This is a genomic window from Streptomyces sp. NPDC101110 (assembly GCF_044759525.1).
Taxonomy (GTDB): Bacteria; Actinomycetota; Actinomycetes; order Streptomycetales; family Streptomycetaceae; genus Streptomyces.
The window spans coordinates 117,847-139,166 of record NZ_JBIVZM010000010.1 but is presented as its reverse complement, the minus strand read 5'-3'; the positions used below and the strand labels follow the sequence as shown (position 1 = coordinate 139,166).

The window sequence follows — 21,320 nt, the reverse complement described above, 5'->3', positions numbered from 1 at the left end:
CGTCAATCTCCAGCCTGTGCATGTCACTTGTCAAGGTTTCGGCCATGTACCGCGGTCGACGGGGAGATGAAGTGGGCGGCATGGGTGGAAATCCGTCTAGGCTGAGCGGTTGAGTCACATGAGGCGCGCAAGGAGAACCAGCCGATGTCAGACAGCTCCCCCCTGCCGCCGGTCCGGCTGCACAACGAAGCGGAGCTGGCGCGCGACGCGCTGTCCACGCCGTTGCTGTCCCGGGCCGCCCGGCTCGCCCGCTGGGCCGGGCCGGACACCCGCGTCGACGCCGGCGGAGGGCTCGTGGACGAGCAACTGCCCGCGGCCGCACAGACGCTCGGGCTGAGCGGGGAGGACGCCGCCGCCGACGCCAGCGAGGCATGGCGGGTCGCCGTCGACGCCGGGCTCGTCGAGGTCGTCGACGAGCAGGAGGGCACGGTGACCGCCGGTGCGGACCTGGCCGCGCTCACCGGCGGTTCGCCGCAGGACGTGCTCGCCGTGTGGCTCGCCGCGCTGGAGACCGTGCTCGCCGACGCGAGCGTCCCCGACCTCGACGGGCTCGTGGACGAGGACGGCGAGGTCGATCTCTCCGCCCTCGACTGGGACCCCGAGGGTGAGGCCGAGTTCCTCGACGGCGTACTCGGCAACCTCTATCTGCTGACCGCCGGCGAGGACGCCGCCGACGCCGCCCCGGTGCCGCTGCCGGCGCTGGCCGCCTCGGTGATCGTGCCCAGCGACATGGGCGAGCCCACCAACGACGTCCTGGAGCAGGTGTCCGACGCGATGATGCGGTTGGACGACCAGTTCCGGATGCTGGAGCCCGTGGGCTTCGTCGAGTACCAGCCCGTGGACGAGGCGCTCATGGCCGACGCCGACGAGGAGCCCGCGGCGCCCGTCGACGACACCGACGTCTCCCGGTACGGCATGGTCCGGCTCACCCCGCTCGGGCTGTACGGCATGCGCGCGCGGCTGCTGGAGGCCGGGTTCGAGGCGCCGGCCGTCGGGGACCTCGCGGACAAGGGGGCAGACGCGCTGCTCGACGGCACGGCGGAGTTCCCGCCGGGTGCGGCGCAGGCCGAGACCGAGCAGTGGCTCCGGCGGCGGGAATCCCTGGCCGCGGCCAGGGAGTTGCTCGCGGCCGCGCGGGGTGCCGACGCCGGGGCACCGCTGCGGCGGCTGCGGTGCCAGCAGGCCCTGTCCCTGGTCGGCGCTTCCGCCGAGCCCGCCTTGCGGGAGGTGCTCGACGACCCCGAGCTGGGCGGGCTCGCGCGGGTGTGGCTGACCGAGCACGGTGCGGCGGACGTGCCCGCGCCGTCCGAGGCGATGGTGTACTGGCTGACCATCGACACGGTGGCCGCGCAGCTGGCCGCGGAAGGGAACTCCGAGGAGCTGCGGGCGCTGGTGGAAGGGCTCGCGCGGCAGCACGGTGGTTTCTTCGACGCCGTGTGGCGAGTCGATCACCCGGCCACGGCCGATGTGCTGGAGGCCATGGGGCGGTTGCATCCCGACAAGAAGGTGGCGAAGGAAGCGCGGAAGGCCGCGTTCAAGGCCCGGTCGCAGCAAGGGGGCTGAGCCTTCCGGCGAGTGCGGCGCCGTTGTGGGTTGGCGCGCAGTTCCCCGCGCCCCCAGGGTGTTGTTCAACTGGTGTTCACGGATGAGCGGGACGGTTTCGCCGAACGAGGTCCGCCACCTCCCACGGCATACTCACCGTCTCAGGAGACACACCATGTCGCTCACCCGCAGGGACTTCGCCAGAAACTCCGCGATCACCGGGGCCGGTGTCGCACTGGCGGGCAGTGTCGGCGCCCTCGCCACCGCGCCGAACGCCCTCGCCTCCGACGACACCGTCAGCGCGGGTGACGGGGCGACGGACGCACGGCACGGAGTCGGCTACGGACCGCTCGTCGCGGACCCCGAGGGCATCCTCGCCCTGCCCGCCGGCTTCACGTACGAGATCGTGACCTACAGCGGCAGGACCAAGCTGGAGTCCGGCGAGTTCACGCCCTCCAACCATGACGGCACCGCCACCTTCGACGGCCCCCGCGGCGCCACCCTGCTCGTCAACAACCACGAGCTGAAGGGCCCGCGCGCCAACTGGAAGTACCCGGTTCCGCTCACCGAGGGACTCGTCTACGACCCGGCCGCCGCCGGTGGCTGCACGGTCGTGGAGGTACGCCCCGGCGGACACGTCGCCGAGTGGGTGGGCATCGCCGGAACCTCCACCAACTGCGCAGGCGGCCGCACGCCCTGGGGCACCTGGCTCACCTGCGAGGAGAACTCCGACAAGGCCGGCGTCAACGGCATGACCAAGGACCACGGTTATGTGTTCGAGGTCGATCCGTGCGACCGGAGGGCCAATCGCAGCCCCAAGCCGCTGAAGTTCTTCGGCCGCTACGACCACGAGGCCGTCGTCATCGACCCCAAGCGCGGCCACGCCTACCTCACCGAGGACGCCTCCGGCCCCAACGGCCTGTTCTTCCGCTGGACCCCGCCCGAGGGCTTCACCTACGGCCCCGGGAAGTTCCGCAAGCTCGCCGACGACGCCGGCGTCCTCCAGGCGCCCAAGTGCTTCGACTCGGGCGGCAAGTTCGTCGACGACCTGTCCCGCGCCACGAAGACCGGCACCGTCTACGGCGTCGACTGGGTGGACGTCCCCGACCGCGACGCCCGCACCACGCCCGTGCGCAAGCAGTTCAAGGACGACGAGGTCACCCGCGCCCGCAAGCTGGAGGGCATGTGGTGGGGCGACGGTGGCGCCTACATCGTGTCCTCGTACGCCCGGGAGGAGAGCCCGGTCCAGCACGACGGCCAGGTCTGGTTCTATGACCCCAAGCGCCGCACGCTGACGCTCAAGGTCCTCCTCGGCGTGAACCCCGACCCGGCGAAGGACGGCGCGTTCGACGGCCCCGACAACATCACCGTCTCGCCGTACGGCGGCCTGGTCATCGCCGAGGACGGGGAAGGCGTGCAGCACCTGTTCGGCGCCACCGACAGCGGCCGCACGTACCCGATCGCCCGCAACGAGCTGAACATCGGCACCGAAGAGGAGCCGGAATACAGCGAGTTCACCGGCGTCACCTTCTCTCCCGACGGCCGGACCCTCTACGCCAACATCCAGACGCCCGGCATCATGCTCGCCATCACCGGCCCCTGGAAGCGCCAGAAGCGGTCATAAATTCGGTCGCGATTCCAGAGTTGCGCCTCCTACAGTGAGATCACAACGTCACGCACCTCCCGGTGCGATGGCAGCGGCTACTTCTCTTCCAAAGAATCCGACGCCGCCGCCGACTTGATCTCGGGAGGCGCGGCATGTGGTGGGTGCCCGGTGCGAAGGCAACGGCTACTTCCTGGATCGGACGGTTGCGGGTTCGAGTCCCGTCAGCGACTTCGGGTCGCTGTAGCTCAATGGGTAGAGCATCTGAATAAGTCCGTCGCCGACTTCTGTTCTCGGGCACCCACCTCTTTTCCCGCATGCAGCGCCTTCTCCGAAACACGAATGAATTCGGGGGAATTCACCATGGCGCGATTCAATTCCAAGGCGGCCCGTGCGCGTCCCGTCTCGCGCGTGACGTCCACCGGGCGTGTGCTGCGCACCTACGAGGGCGGCCGCGGCCGCGAGCGGGACGCCCGCTCCGAGCTTTTCCTGCTCGCCGTCTCCAACCTCGTCTCCCAGCAGACGTTCTACGAGACCGGCGCCGACCGCGACGACCGGTTCCAGCGGCTCGTGCGCGAACTCGCCGTCACCGATCCGGAGTGGACGGCCGGCCTGCTCGGCTGGCTGCGCGGAGCGGGCAACCTGCGCACGGCCTCGGTCGTCGGCGCCGCCGAGTACGTCAAGGCCCGCCTCGACGCGGGCGCGACCGACGGCCCGTCCAACCGGCAGGTCGTCGCCTCCGTCCTCCAGCGGCCCGACGAGCCGGGGGAACTGCTCGCGTACTGGACCGCGACGTACGGCCGCGGCGTGCCGAAGCCGGTCAAGCGCGGTGTCGCGGACGCCGTGCGCCGCCTGTACCACGGCAAGGCGCTGCTGAAGTACGACACCGCCTCCAAGGGCTACCGCTTCGGCGACATCCTCAACCTCGTGCACGCGGCGCCCGACCCGGACAAGCCGTGGCAGGGCGAGCTGTTCCGGTACGCCCTCGACCGCCGGCACCACCCGGAGACCGCCGTGCCGCCCGCGTCCGACCACGTCCTCACCGCGCACCGCGAGCTGATGGCGCTGCCCGTCGAGGAGCGGCGCGCGGTCCTGACCGCCGACGGCGGCGCCGAGCGGCTGGCCGCGGCCGGGATGACCTGGGAGGCGCTGGCGGGCTGGCTGCAGGGTCCGATGGACAAGGCGGCCTGGGAGGCCGTCATCCCCTCCATGGGCACCATGGCGCTCGTGCGCAACCTGCGGAACTTCGACGAGGCCGGGGTCTCGGACGAGGTGGCCGAGCGGGTCGCCGCGCGGATCGGGGACCCGGCGGAGGTCGCGCGCTCGCGGCAGTTCCCCTTCCGCTACCTCGCCGCCTACCGGCACGCGCCGTCGCTGCGCTGGTCGTACGCGCTGGAGCGGGCACTCGGCCACTCGCTGGCCAACGTGCCCGCTCTGACCGGCCGGACGCTGGTGCTCGTGGACCGCTCCGGCTCGATGTTCTGGTCGCGGCTGTCCGACCGCTCGGAACTGAACCGGGCCGACGCGGCGGCGATCTTCGGCACCGCGCTGGCGCTGCGGGCGGAGCGCGCGGACCTGGTCGAGTTCGGCTCGACGAGCGAGCGCGTGAAGTTCCGCCGGGGCGAGTCGGTGCTGAAGATCCTCGACCGCTTCGGCGACCTGGGCGGCACCGACACCACGGAGGCGGTGCGCCGGCACTACAAGAAGCACGACCGGGTGCTGATCGTCACCGACGAGCAGTACACACACCACCACCGGGGCGACCCGACCGAGCAGGTACCGGCCGACGTGCCGGTCTACACCTGGAACCTCGCCGGGTACCGGGCGGGCCACGGCCCGTCGGGAACCGGCAACCGGCACACGTTCGGTGGGCTCTCGGACGCGGCGTTCCGGATGGTCCCGCTGATCGAGGCCTCCCGGGACGCCGACTGGCCCTGGGCGGCCTGAGAGACCGTGGCCCGCACCGCGTGGGGAGTGCGGGCCACGGCTCGGTGCGCGCATCTTGTTGAGCGGTGTACTGACATCTAACATTTCAGTTCATGGAAGCCATCCGGCCCGTGCCCCGCACCCTGCTCAGGGACCGGGCGTACGCGGCGATCCGGGACGCCATCGTCGCCGGGGAGATCGAGCCCGGCGCGGTGGTGCGGGACGCCGACCTCGCGGGGCGGCTCGGGCTGTCCCGGGCGCCGGTGCGGGAGGCGTTCTCCCGTCTGGTGGACGAGGGGCTGCTGGAGAGCAAGCCGCAGAGCTACACCCGGGTGACCCCGCTGGTCGCGGCCGACGTCCGGGACGCCGCCGCCGTGGTCGGAGCCCTGCACGAACTGGCGACGAGGACGGCCGTTCCCCGGCTGGGTGCCGCCGACGTCACGGCGATGCGCGCCGCCAACGGACGGTTCGCCGCCGCCGTCGCCACCGGAGACGTGGATGCGGCGCTGCGGGCCGATGACGAGCTGCACGACGTCCTCGTCCGGGTGAGCGGCAACCGCGCGGCAGCCGCGACCGTCGCCCGCTACACCCCGCTCATCCGCCGCCTCGAGCGCAGGCGCTTCGGCGAGGGCGGCAGCTGCCGATCCGCGGGGCTGCACGAGCGCCTGATCGAGGCCTGCGCGGCCGGTGACGTGGACGGGGCGGTCAGCGTCACGGCGGAGATCTGGCGGGGGCTCGAAGAGCTCGCCGACTGAGGCCGGGCCACGCGCCCGGCCCCGACCCGACCCTGGGAGGACCCGTGCCCCTTTCCGCCTACCGGCGTTACCCCCTGCTCTTCGGGCCCTCGCCCGTCCACCGTCTGGAGCGGCTCACCGAGCACCTCGGTGGGGCCTCCCTCTGGGCCAAGCGCGAGGACTGCAACTCCGGCGTCGCGTACGGCGGGAACAAGACCCGCAAGCTGGAGTACCTGGTCGCCGACGCGCTCGCCCAGGGCTGCGACACCCTCGTGTCGATCGGTGGCGTGCAGTCCAACCACACCCGCCAGGTCGCGGCCGTCGCCGCCCGGGCCGGACTCAAGTGCGTCCTCGTGCAGGAGAGTTGGGTGGACTGGCCCGACGCCGTGTACGACAAGGTCGGCAACATCCTCATCAGCAGGCTCGCCGGGGCCGATGTGCGGCTGGTGAAGGCCGGATTCGGCATCGGCTTCAAGGAGAGCTGGGAGCAGGCGCTCAGGGAGGTCGAGGAGGGCGGCGGGAAGCCGTACGCCATTCCGGCCGGCGCCTCCGACCATCCCCTTGGCGGGCTGGGTTTCGCCGCCTGGGCGCATGAGGTGGTGCAGCAGGAACGGGAGCTGGGCGCCTTCTTCGACACCGTCGTGGTGTGCTCGGTGACCGGGTCGACCCAGGCCGGCATGGTCGCCGGGTTCGCCGCGCTGGAGGAGGCGGGCGGGCGGCCCCGGCGGGTGCTCGGCATCGACGCCTCGGCGAAACCGGCCGCCACCCGGGCCCAGATCGCCCGGATCGCCCACCGCACCGGCGGGCTCATCGGCCTGAAGCGCGAGCTGACCGAGTCCGACGTCGAACTCGACGAGCGGTACCACGCGGGCGTCTACGGCGTCCCCGACGAGACGACGCTCGCGGCGATGCGGCTCGCGGCCCGGACGGAGGGGATGGTGACCGACCCCGTCTACGAGGGCAAGTCCATGGCCGGGCTGATCGACCTGGTGTCGAACGGTGAGATCGGCCGCGATTCCACGGTGCTCTACGCGCACCTCGGCGGTCAGCCGGCGCTGAACGCGTACAGCGCGTTGTTCTGACTGCCGGGCCGGGCGGAGCCGGGTCGGTGTGGGCCGGTGCCGGAATCGCCGGTACGGGAATCATCGGGTGGGGCGCCGGGTTGTGCGGGACAACCGACGGCCTGGAGGTGCCCAATGTCCGACGAGCCCGCTGTCCGTGAACTCCGTCTGGTCGTGACCGCCGAGGACTACGACGCCGCGCTGCACTTCTACCGGGACGTGCTCGGGCTGCCCGAGCAGGGCGCGTTCGCCTCGGAGGACGGGCGGGTCACGATCCTCGACGCCGGGCGGGCCACGCTGGAGCTGACCGATCCGAACCACGCCGCGTTCATCGACGACGTGGAGGTGGGGCGGCGGGTGGCCGGGCACATCCGGGTCGCCTTCCAGGTGGACGACTCCGTCGCCACGACGGCGAAGCTGGCCGCCGCGGGAGCGGAGGTCGTGGCCGAGCCGACCCGGACCCCCTGGAACTCCCTGAACTCCCGCCTCGAAGCCCCGGGCGCACTGCAACTGACGCTGTTCACCGAGCTCGGCGGCTGACGGGTGTGAGCGTTCGGCGGGCGGGGTGCGCGTCTTCGCGTGACGTCGAGCCGGGGGTCTCCGCGTCGGGAGGGGTCCGTCCCCGGAACGGCGGGCTCGACCCGAGTGCCGGCTGACGGTTCGTCGTCGCGGCGGCCATTGCGGGCGGACACCCCCGGACACGTCCCGTTCGCGCCGTACCGGGCCCGGGCGCGCTCCGCCCCGCGGGGCGCCGGCCCCGCGCCGGATACAGTGCTGGACGTGCGGACGGACAATCAGCATGTGGAGCCGGGCGCCGAGCGGCCCGACGGTGTCCGGCGCCGGGCCACGATCCACGACGTCGCCCGCCTGGCCGGGGTGTCACGGCAGACGGTCTCCCGGGCGGTCAACGACAAGGGTGAGATCGACCCCGGCACCAAGGAGCGGGTCCTGGAGGCGGCGCGGATCCTCGACTACCGGCCGAGCCGGTTCGCGCGCGGGCTCGTGCAGAAGGGCGCCGTGACGGCCGGCCTGGTCATCCCGGACCTGCGCAACCCCTTCTTCCCCGAAGTGGCCGCCGGGGTGCTGGAGGCGGCCGAGCAGCGCGGCTGGCAGGTCGTGGTGTGGGACTCCCGGATCGACGAGGCCCGGGAGCGGGCGGCGCTCGACGTGCTCTCCCACCAGGCGGACGCGGTCGTGGGCTACTTCAGGGACCCGGACGACGTGCTCACCCGGCATCTCGGGGGCGTGCCGCTGGTGTTGCTGGAGCGCGGCCCGCAGCAGACCCGGTTCGCGGCCGTCGGCATCGACGCCGGTGCGGGCGTCGAACAGGGCATGAACCATCTGTTCCACGCAGGTCACCGCAGGATCGGCATGCTGGACGGCGTGCACCGCCCCGGACCCCGCAGGCAGGCCTTCCTGGAGCAGGCCAGGCGGCTCGGTCTGCCGGTCGACGAGGACTGGGTCGTGATATGCCCCGAGCACAGCGTCGCGGGCGGCGAGGCCGGCATGGAACGGCTGCTGGCCCGGCGGCCCGAGGTCACCGCGGTCTTCGGCTTCAACGACCTGATCGCGATCGGGGCGATGCGCACCGCCCGCCGACGGGGCCGCGGCGTTCCGGACGACCTGGCCGTGCTCGGCTTCGACGGTCTCTCCTTGGGCGAGCTGGTCGAACCCGCCCTGACCACCCTGCACATCGACAAGCGGCAGCTGGGACGACTGGCCGTGGAACAGGTGGCCCGGCTGCGCGCGGGTGAGGAGCCACTGCGGGGCGCTGAGGCGTGGGTGACACCCGAACTCGTGGTGCGCGACTCCGCCTGAGCACAAGGGGGCGACGCGTGCTCGTTGGCCCTGCGGCACATCTGCCGCGTCCCTGCCGCGCCCCTTCCTCGACCCTGCGGGACCCGGCGGCGGGGGTGAGGAAGATGCAGGGGACGGGGGCCGGTCGGTCGTCTCGGTAGAGTGCGGAGAGAATCCCCGGTCGGTGAGGAGTGGTCGCGTGGCGCAGGTCAGGCCCATGCGGGCGGATGCCCGGCGCAACCACGAGCGGCTGCTGAGGGTGGCCGTCGAGGCGTTCGCCGAGCACGGGGAAGGCGCCTCGCTCGACGACATCGCCAAGCGCGCCGGGGTCGGCTCAGGCACGCTGTACCGGCACTTCCCGACCCGGCAGGCGCTGCTGGAGGCCGCTTGTCTGGACCGCGTGGAGGCGATCGCGGCCCGGGCCGGGGTGCTCGCGGACGAACTGCCGCCGGGCCAGGCGCTGCGGGAGTGGCTGTACGAACTGGGCGTCGGGATGATCCGGATGCGGGGACTGAAGGCGCTGCTGGGCCCGGCCGTCACCGACTCGGGATCCCTGGTGAACCCGGCCTGCGGCGACTCCGTCAAGGCGGCGGCGGGGCGGCTGGTCGGGGCGGCGCAGGCCGAGGGCACGCTGCGGGCGGACGTCGAGGCGATCGACGTGTTGCGGCTGGCGCACGGGGTGGCGACGGCGTCGGAACTCGCTGACGGGGAGGACCGGCACGTCCGGCGCTATCTGACGCTGCTGCTGGAGGGGCTGGGAGCGGCGCCGGCGACCCGGTGAGCCGGACGCCCCCTGGTACGGGGGCGTCCCCGGGGCCGCTCCGGTGTCCTACAGGGCCTGGGCCGCCGGCTTGACCATCCCCCTGACCGTGCGGGACTTCACGAAGTCGCCCATGGCCGTCATCTCCCACTCGCCGGAGAACTGGCGGATGAGCTTGGCCATCAGGACGCCGGTCTGGGGCTCGGCGGAGGTGAGGTCGAAGCGGACCAGCTCCTCGCCCGTCGTGCCGTCCAGGAGGCGGCAGTAGGCCTTGGCGACCTCCGTGAACTTCTGGCCGGAGAAGGAGTTGACCGTGAAGACCAGGCCGGTGACCTCCTGGGGCAGGCGGCCGAGGTCGACCATGATGGTCTCGTCGTCCCCGCCGCCCTCGCCCGTGAGGTTGTCGCCGGAGTGGCGGATGGCGCCGCCCACGATCTGGAGCTTGCCGAAGTAGCAGCTGTCGATGTGGTTGCGCTGCGGTCCGTAGGCGATGACCGAGGCGTCCAGGTCGATGTCCTTGCCGCGGTACGCCGGCTCCCAGCCGAGACCCATCCTGACCTGGGAGAGCAGCGGGCGGCCGCCCTTGATCAGGGAGACCGTCTGGTTTTTCTGGAGGCTGACGCGGCCCTTGTCGAGGTTGATCTTCCCGGCGCCGGGCGCGGGCGGGGGAGGTGTGGCCGGGGCCGGGGGCGCGGCGGGGGCGGAGACGGGCGGGGCGGGCGGCTGCGCGGGGGCGGGCGGGGACACCGGCTGGGGCGGGGCGGCGGCCGGCTCCTCCACGGTGACTCCGAAGTCCGTGGCGATGCCCGCGAGGCCGTTGGCGTATCCCTGGCCGACGGCCCGGGCCTTCCACTGGCCGCCTCGCTGGTAGACCTCCACGATCACCAGGGCCGTCTCGCTGCCGAGCTGTGGCGGTGTGAACGTGGCCAGGACGGAGCCGTCGTCCGCGTTGCGGATCGTGGCCGTCGGCTCGATGCCCTGGAAGGTCTGGCCCGCGGCGTCCGGGCTCGCCGTGACGACGATCTTCTCGATGCCGGCGGGGAGGGCCGTCGTGTCGACCGTGATCGCGTCGGGGGCGCTGCCGCCGCCCGAGCGGTACGTCACGCCCGGGCCCGACGGCTGGTTGTAGAAGATGAAGTCGTCGTCGGAGCGCACCTTGCCGTCGGCGGTGAGCAGCAGGCCCGATACGTCGAGCCGCACCGGGGCGGCGACGTCCACCGTCACGCGGGCGGCGGACAGGGGGATGTTCGAGCCGGGGGTCATAGCTGTCATGCCGGGTGAACGAGCGAGGCGACTTTGCCGTTCCCTTACCCTGCGGCCAATCGGGTCAGCGGCGGTTGCGCGGGTGGTTGCGGGCGGTTCGCTCGTTGCCGCGCTTGTAGTTGCCGGTCCAGCGGGCCATGACGAGCTGAGGGTCGGAGGTCTCGACCTCGGCGAGGAACCGCGCGGCCCGGGGGCCGTTCAGGGTGGTGGCGGGGCGGCCGTGGTGGCTGATGCGGATCGTTCCGCCGGTGTGCTGCTCGTAGGTGAAGCCATGAGGTCTCGGCATGCCGTGAGGGTACGGGGCGGGAGGCAGGCGCCCCAGCGAATTTCGCCTGCCCCCGCCCACGGCGGTCCCGTCCCCGCTACGGCACGACGACGATCTTCCGGCCCACTCCTGCCGCGAACTGCTCCAGTGCCTGCGGGTACCGCTCCAGCGGTATGCGGTCGCTGATGAAGACCTGCGGGTCGAGGACGCCGCCCGCGAACAGCTCCGCCGCCCGCTCGAAGCTGTGCAGCACCGCCATCGAGCCGGTGATGGTGATCTCCTGGTTGTAGATGCGGTACGGGTCGATCGTCACGCGGGTCGCGTAGTCGGCCACGCCGAACTGCAGGAAGGTGCCCGCCTTGGCCACCCGGTCCAGGCCGTCCTGGATCGCCGCAGCGTTGCCCGTGGCGTCGACGACCAGGTCCCAGCCCTGCGGGCGGTCCAGTTCGTCGGGGTTCGCCGCCGACGCCGAGACGCCGAGGCGGCGGGCCGTCTCCAGGCGGGCCGGGTTCACGTCGACGACGTCCACGCTCGCCGCCCCGGTGCGCTTGGCCAGCTCCAGCATCATCAGGCCCATGGTGCCGGAACCGTAGATCAGCACGTGCGCGCCGAGGCGGGAGCGGAGCACGTCGTAGCCGCGCACCGCGCAGGAGAGCGGCTCGACGAGCGCCGCGTCCTCGGTGCGGACGTGGTCGGGGAGCTTCACGCAGTTCGCCACCGGGGCGACGGCGTACTGCGCGGCGCCTCCGGCCGTCGTCACGCCGATCGCCGCCCAGCGTTCGCAGAGGTTGTTGTGGCCGGTGCGGCAGTAGCGGCACTCGTAGCAGTACAGGGACGGGTCGACCGCGACCCGGTCGCCCACCGAGAGTTCCGTGACCCGGGTGCCCACCCCGACCACCTCGCCGGCGAACTCGTGGCCGGGCACGATCGGCAGCTTCGGGGCGAACTCGCCCTGGAGGATGTGCAGATCGGTTCCGCACAGGCCGCAGGCCGCGACCTCGACCACGACCTCGCGCGGGCCGGGCGTCGGGTCGGGGACCTCGGCGACGACGGCCTTGCCCACGGACTCGATGACGGCGGCCTTCATTTCACGGCTCCCAACGACAGGCCCTGGACCAGCTTGTCCTGGGCGGCGAACCCCGCGGCGAGCACCGGCAGGGAGATGACGAGCGACGCGGCGCACACCTTCGCCAGGAACAGGCCCTGGCTGGTGATGAAGCCGGTCAGGAAGACGGGGGCGGTCTCGGCGACCACGCCCGTGAGCACCCGGGCGAACAGCAGCTCGTTCCAGCTGAAGATGAAGCAGATCAGGGCGGTCGCGGCGATACCCGGGAGGGAGATCGGGGCGACCACGCGCGCGAGGATCGTGGGCAGCCGGGCCCCGTCCACCTTCGCCGCCTCGATCACCGCCACCGGGATCTCGGCGAGGAAGGACTGCATCATCCACACCGCGATCGGCAGGTTCATGGAGGTGTAGAGGACGACCAGCAGCCAGATGTTGTCGAGCATCCCGGCGTTCTTGGCGAAGAGGTAGATCGGGAGCAGGCCCGCCACGACCGGCAGCATCTTGGTGGACAGGAAGAAGAACAGCACGTCCGTCCATTTGCGGACCCGGTTGATCGACAGCGCGTAGGCCGCCGGGAAGGCCAGCAGCAGGACCAGCAGGGTCGAGGCCACGGACGCGACGGTGGAGTTGATCAGGGCCGGCCAGGGGCTCGCACCGCCGCCCGCGCCGAAGAACTCCCGGTAGCCGTCCAGCGTGAGGGCGGCCGCGAAGGAGGGCGGATTGGTCGCGGCGTCGGACTCCGAGTGGAACGACGTCAGCGCCATCCACGCGATGGGCAGGAAGAACACGAGCCCGGCCAGCCAGGCCAGCAGGCCCAGGCCGTTACGGCGTACGACGCTCATGCGCGGGACACCTCCTCGCGGAACAGGGACGACACCACGCGCAGGGCGAAGGTCGCGATGACGATCGAGCCGATGACCACCAGGACACCCGCGGCCGATGCGAGGCCGTTCTCGTGGGCCTGGTAGAAGCTCTGGTAGACGGTGTAGGGGAGGTTGGCGGTGCCGAGGCCGCCGGACGTGATCGTGAAGACCGCGTCGAAGTTCTGGACGATGTAGATCGAGCCCAGCAGGGCGCCCAGTTCGAGGTAGCGGCGCAGGTGCGGCAGCGTCAGATGGACGAAGATCTGCCAGTCGTTCGCGCCGTCGACCCGGGCTGCCTCGACCTGCTCGTGGTCGCGGCTCTGCAGCCCGGCGAGCAGGATCAGCATCATGAACGGTGTCCACTGCCAGACGAGGGACGCCTCGACGGCGAGCAGCGGTGTGTTGGAGATCCAGTCGGGCTGTGGACCGCCCACATAGTGCAACAACCCATTGAGCAGGCCGTATTCAGGGTTGTAGAGCACATGCTTCCAGAGCAGGGCCGCGGCGACCGGCACCACCAGGAAGGGCGCGATCAGCAGGGTGCGGACGATGCCGCGGCCGCGGAACCTCCGGTCCAGCAGCAGGGCGAGGACGAGTCCGAGGACCAGGCTGGCCAGGACCACCGCCACGGTGAGGAGCACCGTCGTCCACACCGAGTGACGCAGGTCCGGATCGGTGAGGACCTCCTGGTAGTTGTCGATCCCGGTGAAGTGCCGGGCGTCGGGGTAGAGGGCGTTCCAGTCGAAGAAGGAGATCACCAGCGTGGCCACGAAGGGCAGCTGGGTGACGACGATCATGAAGATCAGGGCGGGCAGCAGCGGGGCCCGGGTGGCCCAGGCACGCAGCCGGGCGGAGGGCCGGCGAACCGGGTTGCGTATCTCGGGGGAGGCCACGGGGGCCGTTGTCGTGGCGGTCATCGTCCCTCGTACTCCTCGGAGATCTTCTCGGCGAGCGCCTGGGACTTCGTCAGGGCCGACTCCACGGACTGGCGTCCGGCGATGGCCGCGCTGATCTCCTGGGAGACCTTGGTGCCGAGGTCGGTGAACTCGGGGATGCCGACGAACTGGATGCCGGGCGCGGGGCGCGGCTGTACGCCGGGATCGTCGGGCCGGGCCCCTTCGATGGCCTCCTTGGTCATCTCCTGGAAGGCGGCGGCCTCTTTTCGGTAGTCGGCGTTGGCGTAGGTCGACGCCCGTTTGCCGGCCGGGACGTTCGACCAGCCGACCCGGTCGCCGACCAACTGCTCGTAGCCCTTGCCGGACGCCCAGGAGACGAACTTCCAGGCGTTGCCCGGGTTGCGGGAGGCCTTCTGGATGCCCCAGGCCCAGGTGTAGAGCCAGCCGGAGGACTTCGTCCTCTCGACGGGGGCGGGCGCGTAACCCACCTTGCCCTTCACAGGGGAGTTCGCCGCCTCCAGGGATCCGGCCGCGGAGGTGGCGTCGTACCACATGGCGACCTTGCCCTGGGTCATGTTGTTCAGGCACTCGGCGAAGCCGGACTGAGCGGCGCCGGACTCGCCGTGCTCACGGACCAGGTCGACATAGAACTTCGTCGCCTTTTCGAAGGCCGGGGAGTCGAGCTGTGCCTTCCAGTCCTTGTCGAACCAGGTGCCGCCGAAGGTGTTCACGACCGTGGTGAGCGGGGCCATCACCTCGCCCCAGCCGGGCAGGCCGCGCAGGCAGATGCCCTTCATGCCCGGTTCGGCGCCGTCCGTCTTCGCCGCGAGGTCCGCCACCTGCTGCCAGGTGGGGCGCGCGGGCATCGTCAGGCCCTTCTCCTCGAACACGTCCTTGCGGTACATCAGGAACGACGACTCGCCGTAGAAGGGCTGGCCGTAGAGCTTGCCGTCGTCGCCGCTGAGGGACTGGCGCATCGGTTTGAGGATGTCCCGCTCGTCGTACGCCGGGTCCTTGGCGACGTAGGAGTTCATCTCGCGCAGCCAGCCGTTGCGGGCGTAGATCGGTATCTCGTAGTTGGACAGGGTGGCGACGTCGTACTGGCCGGCCTGGTTGGCGAAGTCCTGGCTGATCTTGTCGCGGACGTCGTTCTCGGGCAGGACCGTGAAGTTGACCTTGATGCCCGTCTCCCGGGTGAAGTGGGCGCGGGTCAGCTTCTGCAGCTCGACCATCTGGGGGTTGTTGACCATGAGGACGTTGATGGCGTCGCCGCCGGATCCGGCCCCGCCCGCGCCGACCCAGCAGCCGGAGAGCAGCGGGGCGAGCAGCGTCCCTGCGGCGGCCAGGGCGAGCGGGGCTCGCGGTGGCCGTCGTCGGCTCTGGGTTCGCATGGATCGCTCCTGGAATGTATGGGGAGATAAGGGGCGCAACAGGGCGCGGCTGCGCCCCGTGGTGACAGAGGAGGGGTGGGTCAGACGCGGATGACCTGAGGTCCGAGCAGTGAGTAGCGGTGAGCCTCGGAGGCCGGGAGCAGGGTGCTCGTCACGATCGTCTCCAGCGCGCCGACCTCGGCGAACCGGCAGAAACTGACGGCTCCGAACTTGGTGTGCACGCCTGCGAAGACCACGCGCCGGGCGGCCCGGATGGCCTGTGCCTTGACCTCGCTGACGGCCGGGTCGGGGGTGGTGAGGCCGTGTTCGCGGGAGATGCCGTTGGCGCCGATGAACGCCAGGTCGACGACGAAGCCGGACAGCATCTTCGTCGTCCAGTGGTCGACGGTGGCGAGGGTGCCGCGCCGCACCCGGCCGCCGAGCAGCAGTACGCAGACGTGCTCGGCCTCGGCGAGGGCGCCCGCGACCGGCAGGGAGGCGGTGACCACCGTCAGCGGCCGGTCCCGGGGGAGTGCTTCGGCGATGAGCTGCGGGGTGTAGCCCTCGTCGACGAAGACGGTCTCGGCGTCACCGAGGAGTTCGGCCGCGGCGGCCGCGACGCGCCTCTTCTCGGGGACGTGGCTGGTGGCGCGGAAGGCGAGCGTCGTCTCGAAGCCGGCACTCTCCACGGGATAGGCGCCGCCGTGGGTGCGGCGGAGCAGGCCGTGGTCCTCCAGGACGCGCAGGTCCCTGCGTACGGTCTCCTTGGCGACGCCCAGCTCGGTGGCGAGCGTGGTGACGTCGACGGAGCCGGTGGTGCGGGCGGTCCGTACGATTTCCCGCTGGCGTTCTTCCGCGGTCATGTTCATGGCCGTCACCGCCTTCCTGCCGTGCTGCCCGTTCGGGCCCTCGGTCGGGCCTTGGGGAAGTTCTACAGGGGGTGTTCCGTGGTGGCCAGGTCTGTTGCGGGCGTGATCCTGCCCGGATGTGCCCGTTCGGTCGTGTGGACGCGCGGCGTCCCGCGGGGTGGCCGCGGCCGTCTGCGGGTGCGTTGTGGCTGGTCGCGCAGTTCCCCGCGCCCCGGGGCGTGGCGCTGTCGCGCCCACGGCCGGGGCACGGCTCGCGCCCGGATACGCCTGCGGGCGGGCCCGTTCGCTGCCCGCCCGCCGCCGTGGGGACTCTTTCCGGTCAGTACGGCCAGATCGGCGGGTCCGTCACGAACTGGCCGCCGAGGCAGGCGTGCGCCTCGTTGCCGTCCTGCAGTTCGCCCTGCTCGGCGATGAGCTTCTCGGCGTAGGGCTCGGAGTCGTCCTGCGGTTCGTAGCCGAGCGCCCGGGCGGTGCCGAGGTCCCACCACAGGCGGGTGTTGGCGGAGGAGCCGTGGACGACGGTGTGGCCGACGTGCTCGGCGGTCAGGGCCGCGTGGAAGAGGCGGGCGCCGTCGGCGGGGCTCATCCACACCGAGAGCATGCGCACACTGGTCGGCTCGGGGAAGCAGGAGCCGATGCGCACCGAGACCGTCTCCAGGCCGTGCCTGTCCCAGTAGAGCTGCGCGAGGTCCTCGCCGAAGCACTTGGACAGGCCGTAGAAGGTGTCCGGGCGGCGCGGGGTGTCGACCGGGATGAGGGGGTCGTCGCCCCGGGGGCGCGGGGTGTAGCCGACGGCGTGGTTGGAGGAGGCGAAGACGATCCGGCCGACGCCCTCCTCGCGGGCGGCCTCGTACAGGTGGTAGGTGCCCTCGATGTTGGCCTTGAGGATCTTCTCGAAGGGCGCCTCGAGGGAGATGCCCGCGAGGTGGAGGATCGCGTCGACGCCCCGGACCGCCTCGCGCACGGCGTCCCGGTCGGCCAGGTCGGCGGTGATCGCCTCGGGCTCGCCCTCGATCGGGCGCAAATCCAGCAGGCGCAGGTCGTAGCCGTAGGCCGGGAGCAGGTCCCGCATCAGGGTGCCGAGGCCGCCGGCGGCTCCGGTGAGCAGGACGGTGCGGGGAGCGGGCATCCTCGGGTCTCCTTGATCGCCAACCGTGCTGATCGCAAAGCATGCTGATCACCAGCGTGCACATGAGCGCACAGCATTCATATGCGTGGACACGCTAAGGAGGCGGGGCGGAACCCGTCAAGTATGGCGCGGAGTGGGTGAATCCGCAGGTGCGTCGCGGGTGCGCACGCTTGACCGGCGCCGAGAGGGCGCCTTAGCGTGGTGTCGTTCAGAAATATAGACGCCAATCATGAATATGGAACCGGGAGAGCTCGTGACGTCAGCCCCTCTCGCCGCTCGACTCGACATCCCCAGCGGACCGCTGTTCTTCCCGGTCACCGCCTACGGCCCCGACGGCTCCGTGGACCTCGACACCTTCCGCGCGCACGTCCGGCGCGGAGTGGAGGCCGGAGCCGCCGCCGTGTTCGCCTGCTGCGGCACCGGCGAGTTCCACGCGCTGACACCCGAGGAGTTCGAGGCCTGTGTCCGGGCCGCCGTCGAGGCCACCGACGGGCGCGTGCCCGTCGTCGCCGGCGCCGGCTACGGCACCGCCCTCGCCGTGCGCTACGCCCGCCTCGCCGAGGCCGCCGGAGCGGACGGCCTGCTCGCCATGCCGCCCTACCTCGTCGTCGCCGGGCAGGAGGGGCTGCTGCGGCACTACCGCGAGGTGGCCGCCGCGACCGCCCTGCCGGTCATCGTCTACCAGCGCGACAACGCCGTGTTCACCCCCGGGACGGTCGTCGAACTCGCCCGCTCGGACGGGATCATCGGCCTCAAGGACGGGCTCGGCGACCTCGACCTCATGCAGCGCGTCATCAGCGCCGTCCGCACCGAGGCCCCCGGCGACTTCCTCTATTTCAACGGCCTGCCGACCGCCGAACAGACCCAGCTCGCCTACCGCGCCCTCGGCGTCACGCTCTACTCGTCCGCCGTGTTCTGCTTCGCCCCGGAGATCGCCCTCGCCTTCCACCAGGCCCTCAGGTCCGGTGACGACGCCACCGTGGAGAAGCTGCTGGACGGTTTCTACCGCCCGTTCGTCGAGCTGCGCTCCCAGGGCCGCGGCTACGCGGTCGCGCTGGTCAAAGCGGGTGTACGGCTGCGCGGCCTGGACGTCGGGGAGGTGCGGCCTCCGCTGCACGAACCGGACGAGGACCATGTGAAACAGCTCGCCGACGTGATCGAGCGGGGCTACGCGCTGCTGGAGGAGAGCAAGTGAAGCTGCTGGAGGAGACCAAGTGAAGGCGTCGACATTCGTCTACCCCTGGGATGTCAACGGCGACCCGGCGGCACCCGCGCGGATCGCCGCGCTCGGCGTCGCGCAGGTGACGCTCGCCGCCGCCTACCACTCCACGCGCGCCCTCACACCCCGCCACCCGCGCCACCGCATCGTCACCGCCGAGCACGCCGCCGTGCTGTACCCGGCGGACGACCGCTGGGAGGGCCGGGAGCTGCGCCCCTGCCCCGCCGGTGACTGGGCCCCCGGTGACGCCTTCGGCGAGGCCGCCACCGCCCTCGCCGAGGCGGGGCTGGAGGTGCACACCTGGGTCGTCCTCGCGCACAACTCCCGCCTGGGCGCCGAGCACCCCGGCACCTCGGTCGTCAACGCCTACGGCGATCGCTACCCCTGGGCGCCGTGCATCGCGCAGCCCGCCACGCGCGCGTACCTGACCGACCTGGCGGCCGAGGCGGCCGTCCGGCCCGGGGCGCGTGGCACCGAGCTGGAGTCCCTCGGCTGGTACGGCCTGGAGCATCTGCACGCCCACGACAAGACCGGCGGCGTCGGGCTCGGGGAGGCCGGACAGTATCTGATGGCGCTCTGCTTCTGCCCGTCCTGCCGCGAGGGCTACGGCCGGCACGGCCTGGACCCCGACGAGCTGGCGGCCGCCGTACGGGCCGCGCTGGAGCCGGTCTGGCAGGGGGCGGCGCCCTCCGGCGGGGGCTGGCCGGGCATCGAGAAGCTCCTCGGCGAGTCCCTCGCGAACACCACGCGCGCGTACCGCGACGAAACCGCCCGCACCCTCCAGGAGCAGGCCGTGGCGGCGGTCCGGGCGGCCGCTCCCGACGGCTTCCAGGTGCTGCTGCACGCGGATCCGGTGTCGTACCACGTCGGGGCCAACCCGGGGGTCGACCCGGCGCACATCCTGTCCGTGGCGGACGGTGTGGTGGTGCCCTGCGCGGGCGGCACCGGCACACTGACGCCGTTCGCGCGGCAGGACCGCGAGGGCGCCGTCATCGCCGCCAACTTCCCCGTCGTCGCGGGCATGGGCGGCAGCCCCGGGACCCTCGCCGCCGACGCCGACGGGGCACGCCGGCAAGGAGCCGGCGAACTGCGGCTGTATCACGCCGGACTGGCGTCCGACGACGACCTGGGGGCCGTCCGCTCAGCCCTCGCCGGGCTCTGACCCAGCGCGGCAGCCGTCACCAGCAGGGCCACGCCCAGGGCCACCAGCACCAGCCGGTGGCTCACCGGTTCGACCAGGGCCGCTCCGGCGGCCAGCCCGACCACGTTCGGTGCGTACACCAGGGTGTGGGCGGTGGCGGTGACCCGGCCCAGCAGCGCGCCCGGTGTCTCGCGCTGCACGGACGTCAGCGCCGCGATCAGCACCGCGGGCAGCCCCATGCCGATCGCCGCGCCGCACACCAGCGCCACCGGGTCGGACGGCACCGCCCGAAGCGCCGTCGCCAGAGCCAGCAGGGCGATGCCGGATGCCGCGAAGCGCCGCGCCCCCAGCCGGCGCAGGCCGGGACCGCAAAGCAGGCCGACCGCGACGGAACCGGCGCCCTGCACGGCGTACAGCACGCCGGTGTACGCGGGGGAGTGCCCGAGGTCGTCGACGACGGCGTACACCATGGCCCCGTTCAGGCCGGCGCACAGCATCATGACGGCGCCCGCCAGGACCAGGGGGCGCAGCACGGGGTGAGCCCACAGGTGCCGGGCGCCCGCCGTGGTGCGCTGCCGACGGCTGCCGGTGGGGCGCGCATACCGGCTCTCCCGTACCCGCAGCATCGCGCACAGCCCCGCGGCCAGCACGAACGTCGCCGCGTCCAGGAGGGCGACGCCCGCGCCGCCGTACGCCGCGTAGAGGCCCGCGCCCGCCAGCGGGGCCAGGAGCTTCATGCCTTCGTTGGCGGTCATGCGCAGTCCGTTGAAGTCGCCCAGCAGGGACGGCTCGATCGCGCTGGCCACGAGCGCCGACTCGGCCGCGTCGTGGACGACGCCCACCGCGCCGTACACGAACAGCACCGTGTACAGCAGCCACAGGTCGCCCGGGGTGCCGACGCCCAGGAGGGCGAGCAGGAGGGCGGCGAGCAGCAGGTTCGCGCCGATCAGCAGGGGTCTGCGGCGGCAGCGGTCGGCGAGGGTGCCCAGCAGCGGCCCGGCCAGGGTCGGCAGCCACATGGCGAGCATGCACAGCGCGGCCAGGCCGTCCGAGCCGGTCAGGTCCTTCACCCACACGCCGGACGCCGGCCACAGGGCCGAGGTGCCGAAGCCGGAGACCACCACGCCGCAGAGGTAGAGCCCCGCGTCACGGTCGCCCAGGACGCGCACGAGAGGCCGGGTCGTCTTGGTCGTCATACCCGGCCATCGTGGGACTAAGGGCCGTGCCCGCGGATCGGGAGAGTGCCTTATTTGCCGCCGGCACGGGGCAGGCGGGAGGCGGTGATCAGTCCCATTGCGAGGCGAGCATCTCCCCGAGCTTGCCGAGGCTCTGAACCCAGCCCTCCTCGTGGAGAGCCCGCCGCCGCTCGGTGGCGAAGTCACCCTGGTCGAGGATGAGCTGGGACTGTCTGACGTTGGCGTCGTACACCGACAGCGTCACCACCGTCTCCCGGTCCTCGGGATCGGGATCCTCCCAGCGGAAGGTGTACGCCAGGCCCACCGGAGGATCGACGTCGATGTATTCGCCCACCAGGTGGAAGAGCTCGCCTTCCGGGGGCTGCATCGCGATCCGGTAGGCGCCGCCAGGGCGGAGGTCGATCTCCACGCTCGGGGTGCTGAACCCGTCCGGACCCCACCAGCGCGCCACTTCCAGCGGATCGGTCAGCTCTCGGAACACGCGCGTGGGCTCGTCCGCCAGCTCGTACTCCAGATGCAGTCTCAGCTCGCCGTCCTGTGCCATGACGCACCACCTGCCACCGCGGGTGCCTGGAATGACTCCTCTGCACATTTTAGGAAGGCCGGCCGGGGTCCACGAT

At 71.9% G+C, this 21,320-nt stretch carries 20 protein-coding genes; 10 read left to right on the top strand and 10 right to left on the bottom strand.

Going from position 1 to position 21,320, the window contains the following annotated elements:
• Positions 1-144 precede the first annotated feature (144 nt).
• From ACIQU3_RS23685 to ACIQU3_RS23650, 8 genes are all read left to right on the top strand, one after another.
• Complete coding sequence (locus ACIQU3_RS23685) at positions 145-1,563, top strand: hypothetical protein (RefSeq protein ID WP_403730121.1); 1,419 nt, start codon at positions 145-147, stop codon at positions 1,561-1,563.
• A 154-nt stretch (positions 1,564-1,717) separates the two neighbouring features.
• A complete protein-coding gene (locus tag ACIQU3_RS23680; RefSeq protein ID WP_403927602.1) occupies positions 1,718-3,166 on the top strand; it encodes an alkaline phosphatase PhoX in 1,449 nt (482 codons plus the stop codon).
• A 342-nt stretch (positions 3,167-3,508) separates the two neighbouring features.
• Positions 3,509-5,092 carry a TROVE domain-containing protein gene (locus ACIQU3_RS23675; RefSeq protein ID WP_403730127.1) on the top strand — a complete coding sequence of 528 codons (1,584 nt, stop codon included), beginning with the start codon at positions 3,509-3,511 and terminating at the stop codon, positions 5,090-5,092.
• Positions 5,093-5,184: 92 nt separating this feature from the next.
• Positions 5,185-5,826, top strand: coding sequence for a GntR family transcriptional regulator (locus ACIQU3_RS23670; RefSeq protein ID WP_403730130.1), 642 nt, complete (start codon positions 5,185-5,187; stop codon positions 5,824-5,826).
• A 44-nt stretch (positions 5,827-5,870) separates the two neighbouring features.
• The gene (locus ACIQU3_RS23665) at positions 5,871-6,887 is read left to right on the top strand and encodes a 1-aminocyclopropane-1-carboxylate deaminase (protein ID WP_403927599.1); all 1,017 of its coding nucleotides are present in this window, start codon (positions 5,871-5,873) and stop codon (positions 6,885-6,887) included.
• Positions 6,888-7,001: 114 nt separating this feature from the next.
• Complete coding sequence (locus ACIQU3_RS23660) at positions 7,002-7,406, top strand: VOC family protein (RefSeq protein ID WP_403730137.1); 405 nt, start codon at positions 7,002-7,004, stop codon at positions 7,404-7,406.
• Between the two features lie 240 nt (positions 7,407-7,646).
• A complete protein-coding gene (locus ACIQU3_RS23655; RefSeq protein ID WP_403730140.1) occupies positions 7,647-8,684 on the top strand; it encodes a LacI family DNA-binding transcriptional regulator in 1,038 nt (345 codons plus the stop codon).
• A gap of 178 nt (positions 8,685-8,862) precedes the next feature.
• Positions 8,863-9,444, top strand: a complete 582-nt coding sequence (locus ACIQU3_RS23650; RefSeq protein ID WP_403730143.1) for a TetR/AcrR family transcriptional regulator — start codon at positions 8,863-8,865, stop codon at positions 9,442-9,444.
• A 48-nt stretch (positions 9,445-9,492) separates the two neighbouring features.
• On the opposite strand, the gene ACIQU3_RS23645 is transcribed toward ACIQU3_RS23650, so the two are convergent.
• From ACIQU3_RS23645 to ACIQU3_RS23610, 8 genes are all read right to left on the bottom strand, one after another.
• Positions 9,493-10,686: a TerD family protein gene (locus ACIQU3_RS23645; protein ID WP_403730500.1), complete on the bottom strand. Its 1,194-nt coding sequence runs from the start codon at positions 10,684-10,686 to the stop codon at positions 9,493-9,495.
• Between the two features lie 64 nt (positions 10,687-10,750).
• Entirely contained in the window at positions 10,751-10,972 is a 222-nt protein-coding gene (locus ACIQU3_RS23640; protein ID WP_403730146.1) for a hypothetical protein, read from the bottom strand.
• Positions 10,973-11,048: 76 nt separating this feature from the next.
• Positions 11,049-12,038, bottom strand: a complete 990-nt coding sequence (locus ACIQU3_RS23635; protein ID WP_403927596.1) for a zinc-dependent alcohol dehydrogenase family protein — start codon at positions 12,036-12,038, stop codon at positions 11,049-11,051.
• Positions 12,035-12,859 (bottom strand): carbohydrate ABC transporter permease, encoded by an 825-nt coding sequence (locus ACIQU3_RS23630; protein WP_403730153.1) that lies wholly within the window; start codon positions 12,857-12,859, stop codon positions 12,035-12,037. The genes ACIQU3_RS23635 and ACIQU3_RS23630 overlap by 4 nt, the downstream gene beginning before the upstream one ends.
• Entirely contained in the window at positions 12,856-13,797 is a 942-nt protein-coding gene (locus tag ACIQU3_RS23625; protein WP_403730156.1) for a carbohydrate ABC transporter permease, read from the bottom strand. Before ACIQU3_RS23625 ends, ACIQU3_RS23630 begins: the two co-directional genes overlap by 4 nt.
• Entirely contained in the window at positions 13,794-15,167 is a 1,374-nt protein-coding gene (locus ACIQU3_RS23620) for an ABC transporter substrate-binding protein (protein ID WP_403927593.1), read from the bottom strand. The genes ACIQU3_RS23625 and ACIQU3_RS23620 overlap by 4 nt, the downstream gene beginning before the upstream one ends.
• A gap of 80 nt (positions 15,168-15,247) precedes the next feature.
• Positions 15,248-16,015, bottom strand: a complete 768-nt coding sequence (locus ACIQU3_RS23615) for a DeoR/GlpR family DNA-binding transcription regulator (RefSeq protein ID WP_403927590.1) — start codon at positions 16,013-16,015, stop codon at positions 15,248-15,250.
• Between the two features lie 319 nt (positions 16,016-16,334).
• A complete protein-coding gene (locus ACIQU3_RS23610) occupies positions 16,335-17,144 on the bottom strand; it encodes an NAD-dependent epimerase/dehydratase family protein (protein ID WP_403730164.1) in 810 nt (269 codons plus the stop codon).
• 253 nt (positions 17,145-17,397) lie between these two features.
• On the opposite strand from ACIQU3_RS23610, the gene ACIQU3_RS23605 reads away from it, so the two are divergent.
• Together ACIQU3_RS23605 and ACIQU3_RS23600 are read left to right on the top strand one after the other, a co-directional pair.
• Complete coding sequence (locus ACIQU3_RS23605; protein WP_403730167.1) at positions 17,398-18,339, top strand: 5-dehydro-4-deoxyglucarate dehydratase; 942 nt, start codon at positions 17,398-17,400, stop codon at positions 18,337-18,339.
• Positions 18,340-18,358: 19 nt separating this feature from the next.
• Positions 18,359-19,525, top strand: a complete 1,167-nt coding sequence (locus tag ACIQU3_RS23600; protein WP_403730170.1) for a hypothetical protein — start codon at positions 18,359-18,361, stop codon at positions 19,523-19,525.
• On the opposite strand, the gene ACIQU3_RS23595 is transcribed toward ACIQU3_RS23600, so the two are convergent.
• Positions 19,462-20,700, bottom strand: coding sequence for an MFS transporter (locus tag ACIQU3_RS23595; RefSeq protein WP_403730173.1), 1,239 nt, complete (start codon positions 20,698-20,700; stop codon positions 19,462-19,464). The genes ACIQU3_RS23600 and ACIQU3_RS23595 overlap by 64 nt on opposite strands.
• Positions 20,701-20,788: 88 nt before the next feature.
• Positions 20,789-21,244, bottom strand: a complete 456-nt coding sequence (locus tag ACIQU3_RS23590; protein WP_403927588.1) for an SRPBCC domain-containing protein — start codon at positions 21,242-21,244, stop codon at positions 20,789-20,791.
• Between the last annotated feature and the right edge of the window lie 76 nt (positions 21,245-21,320).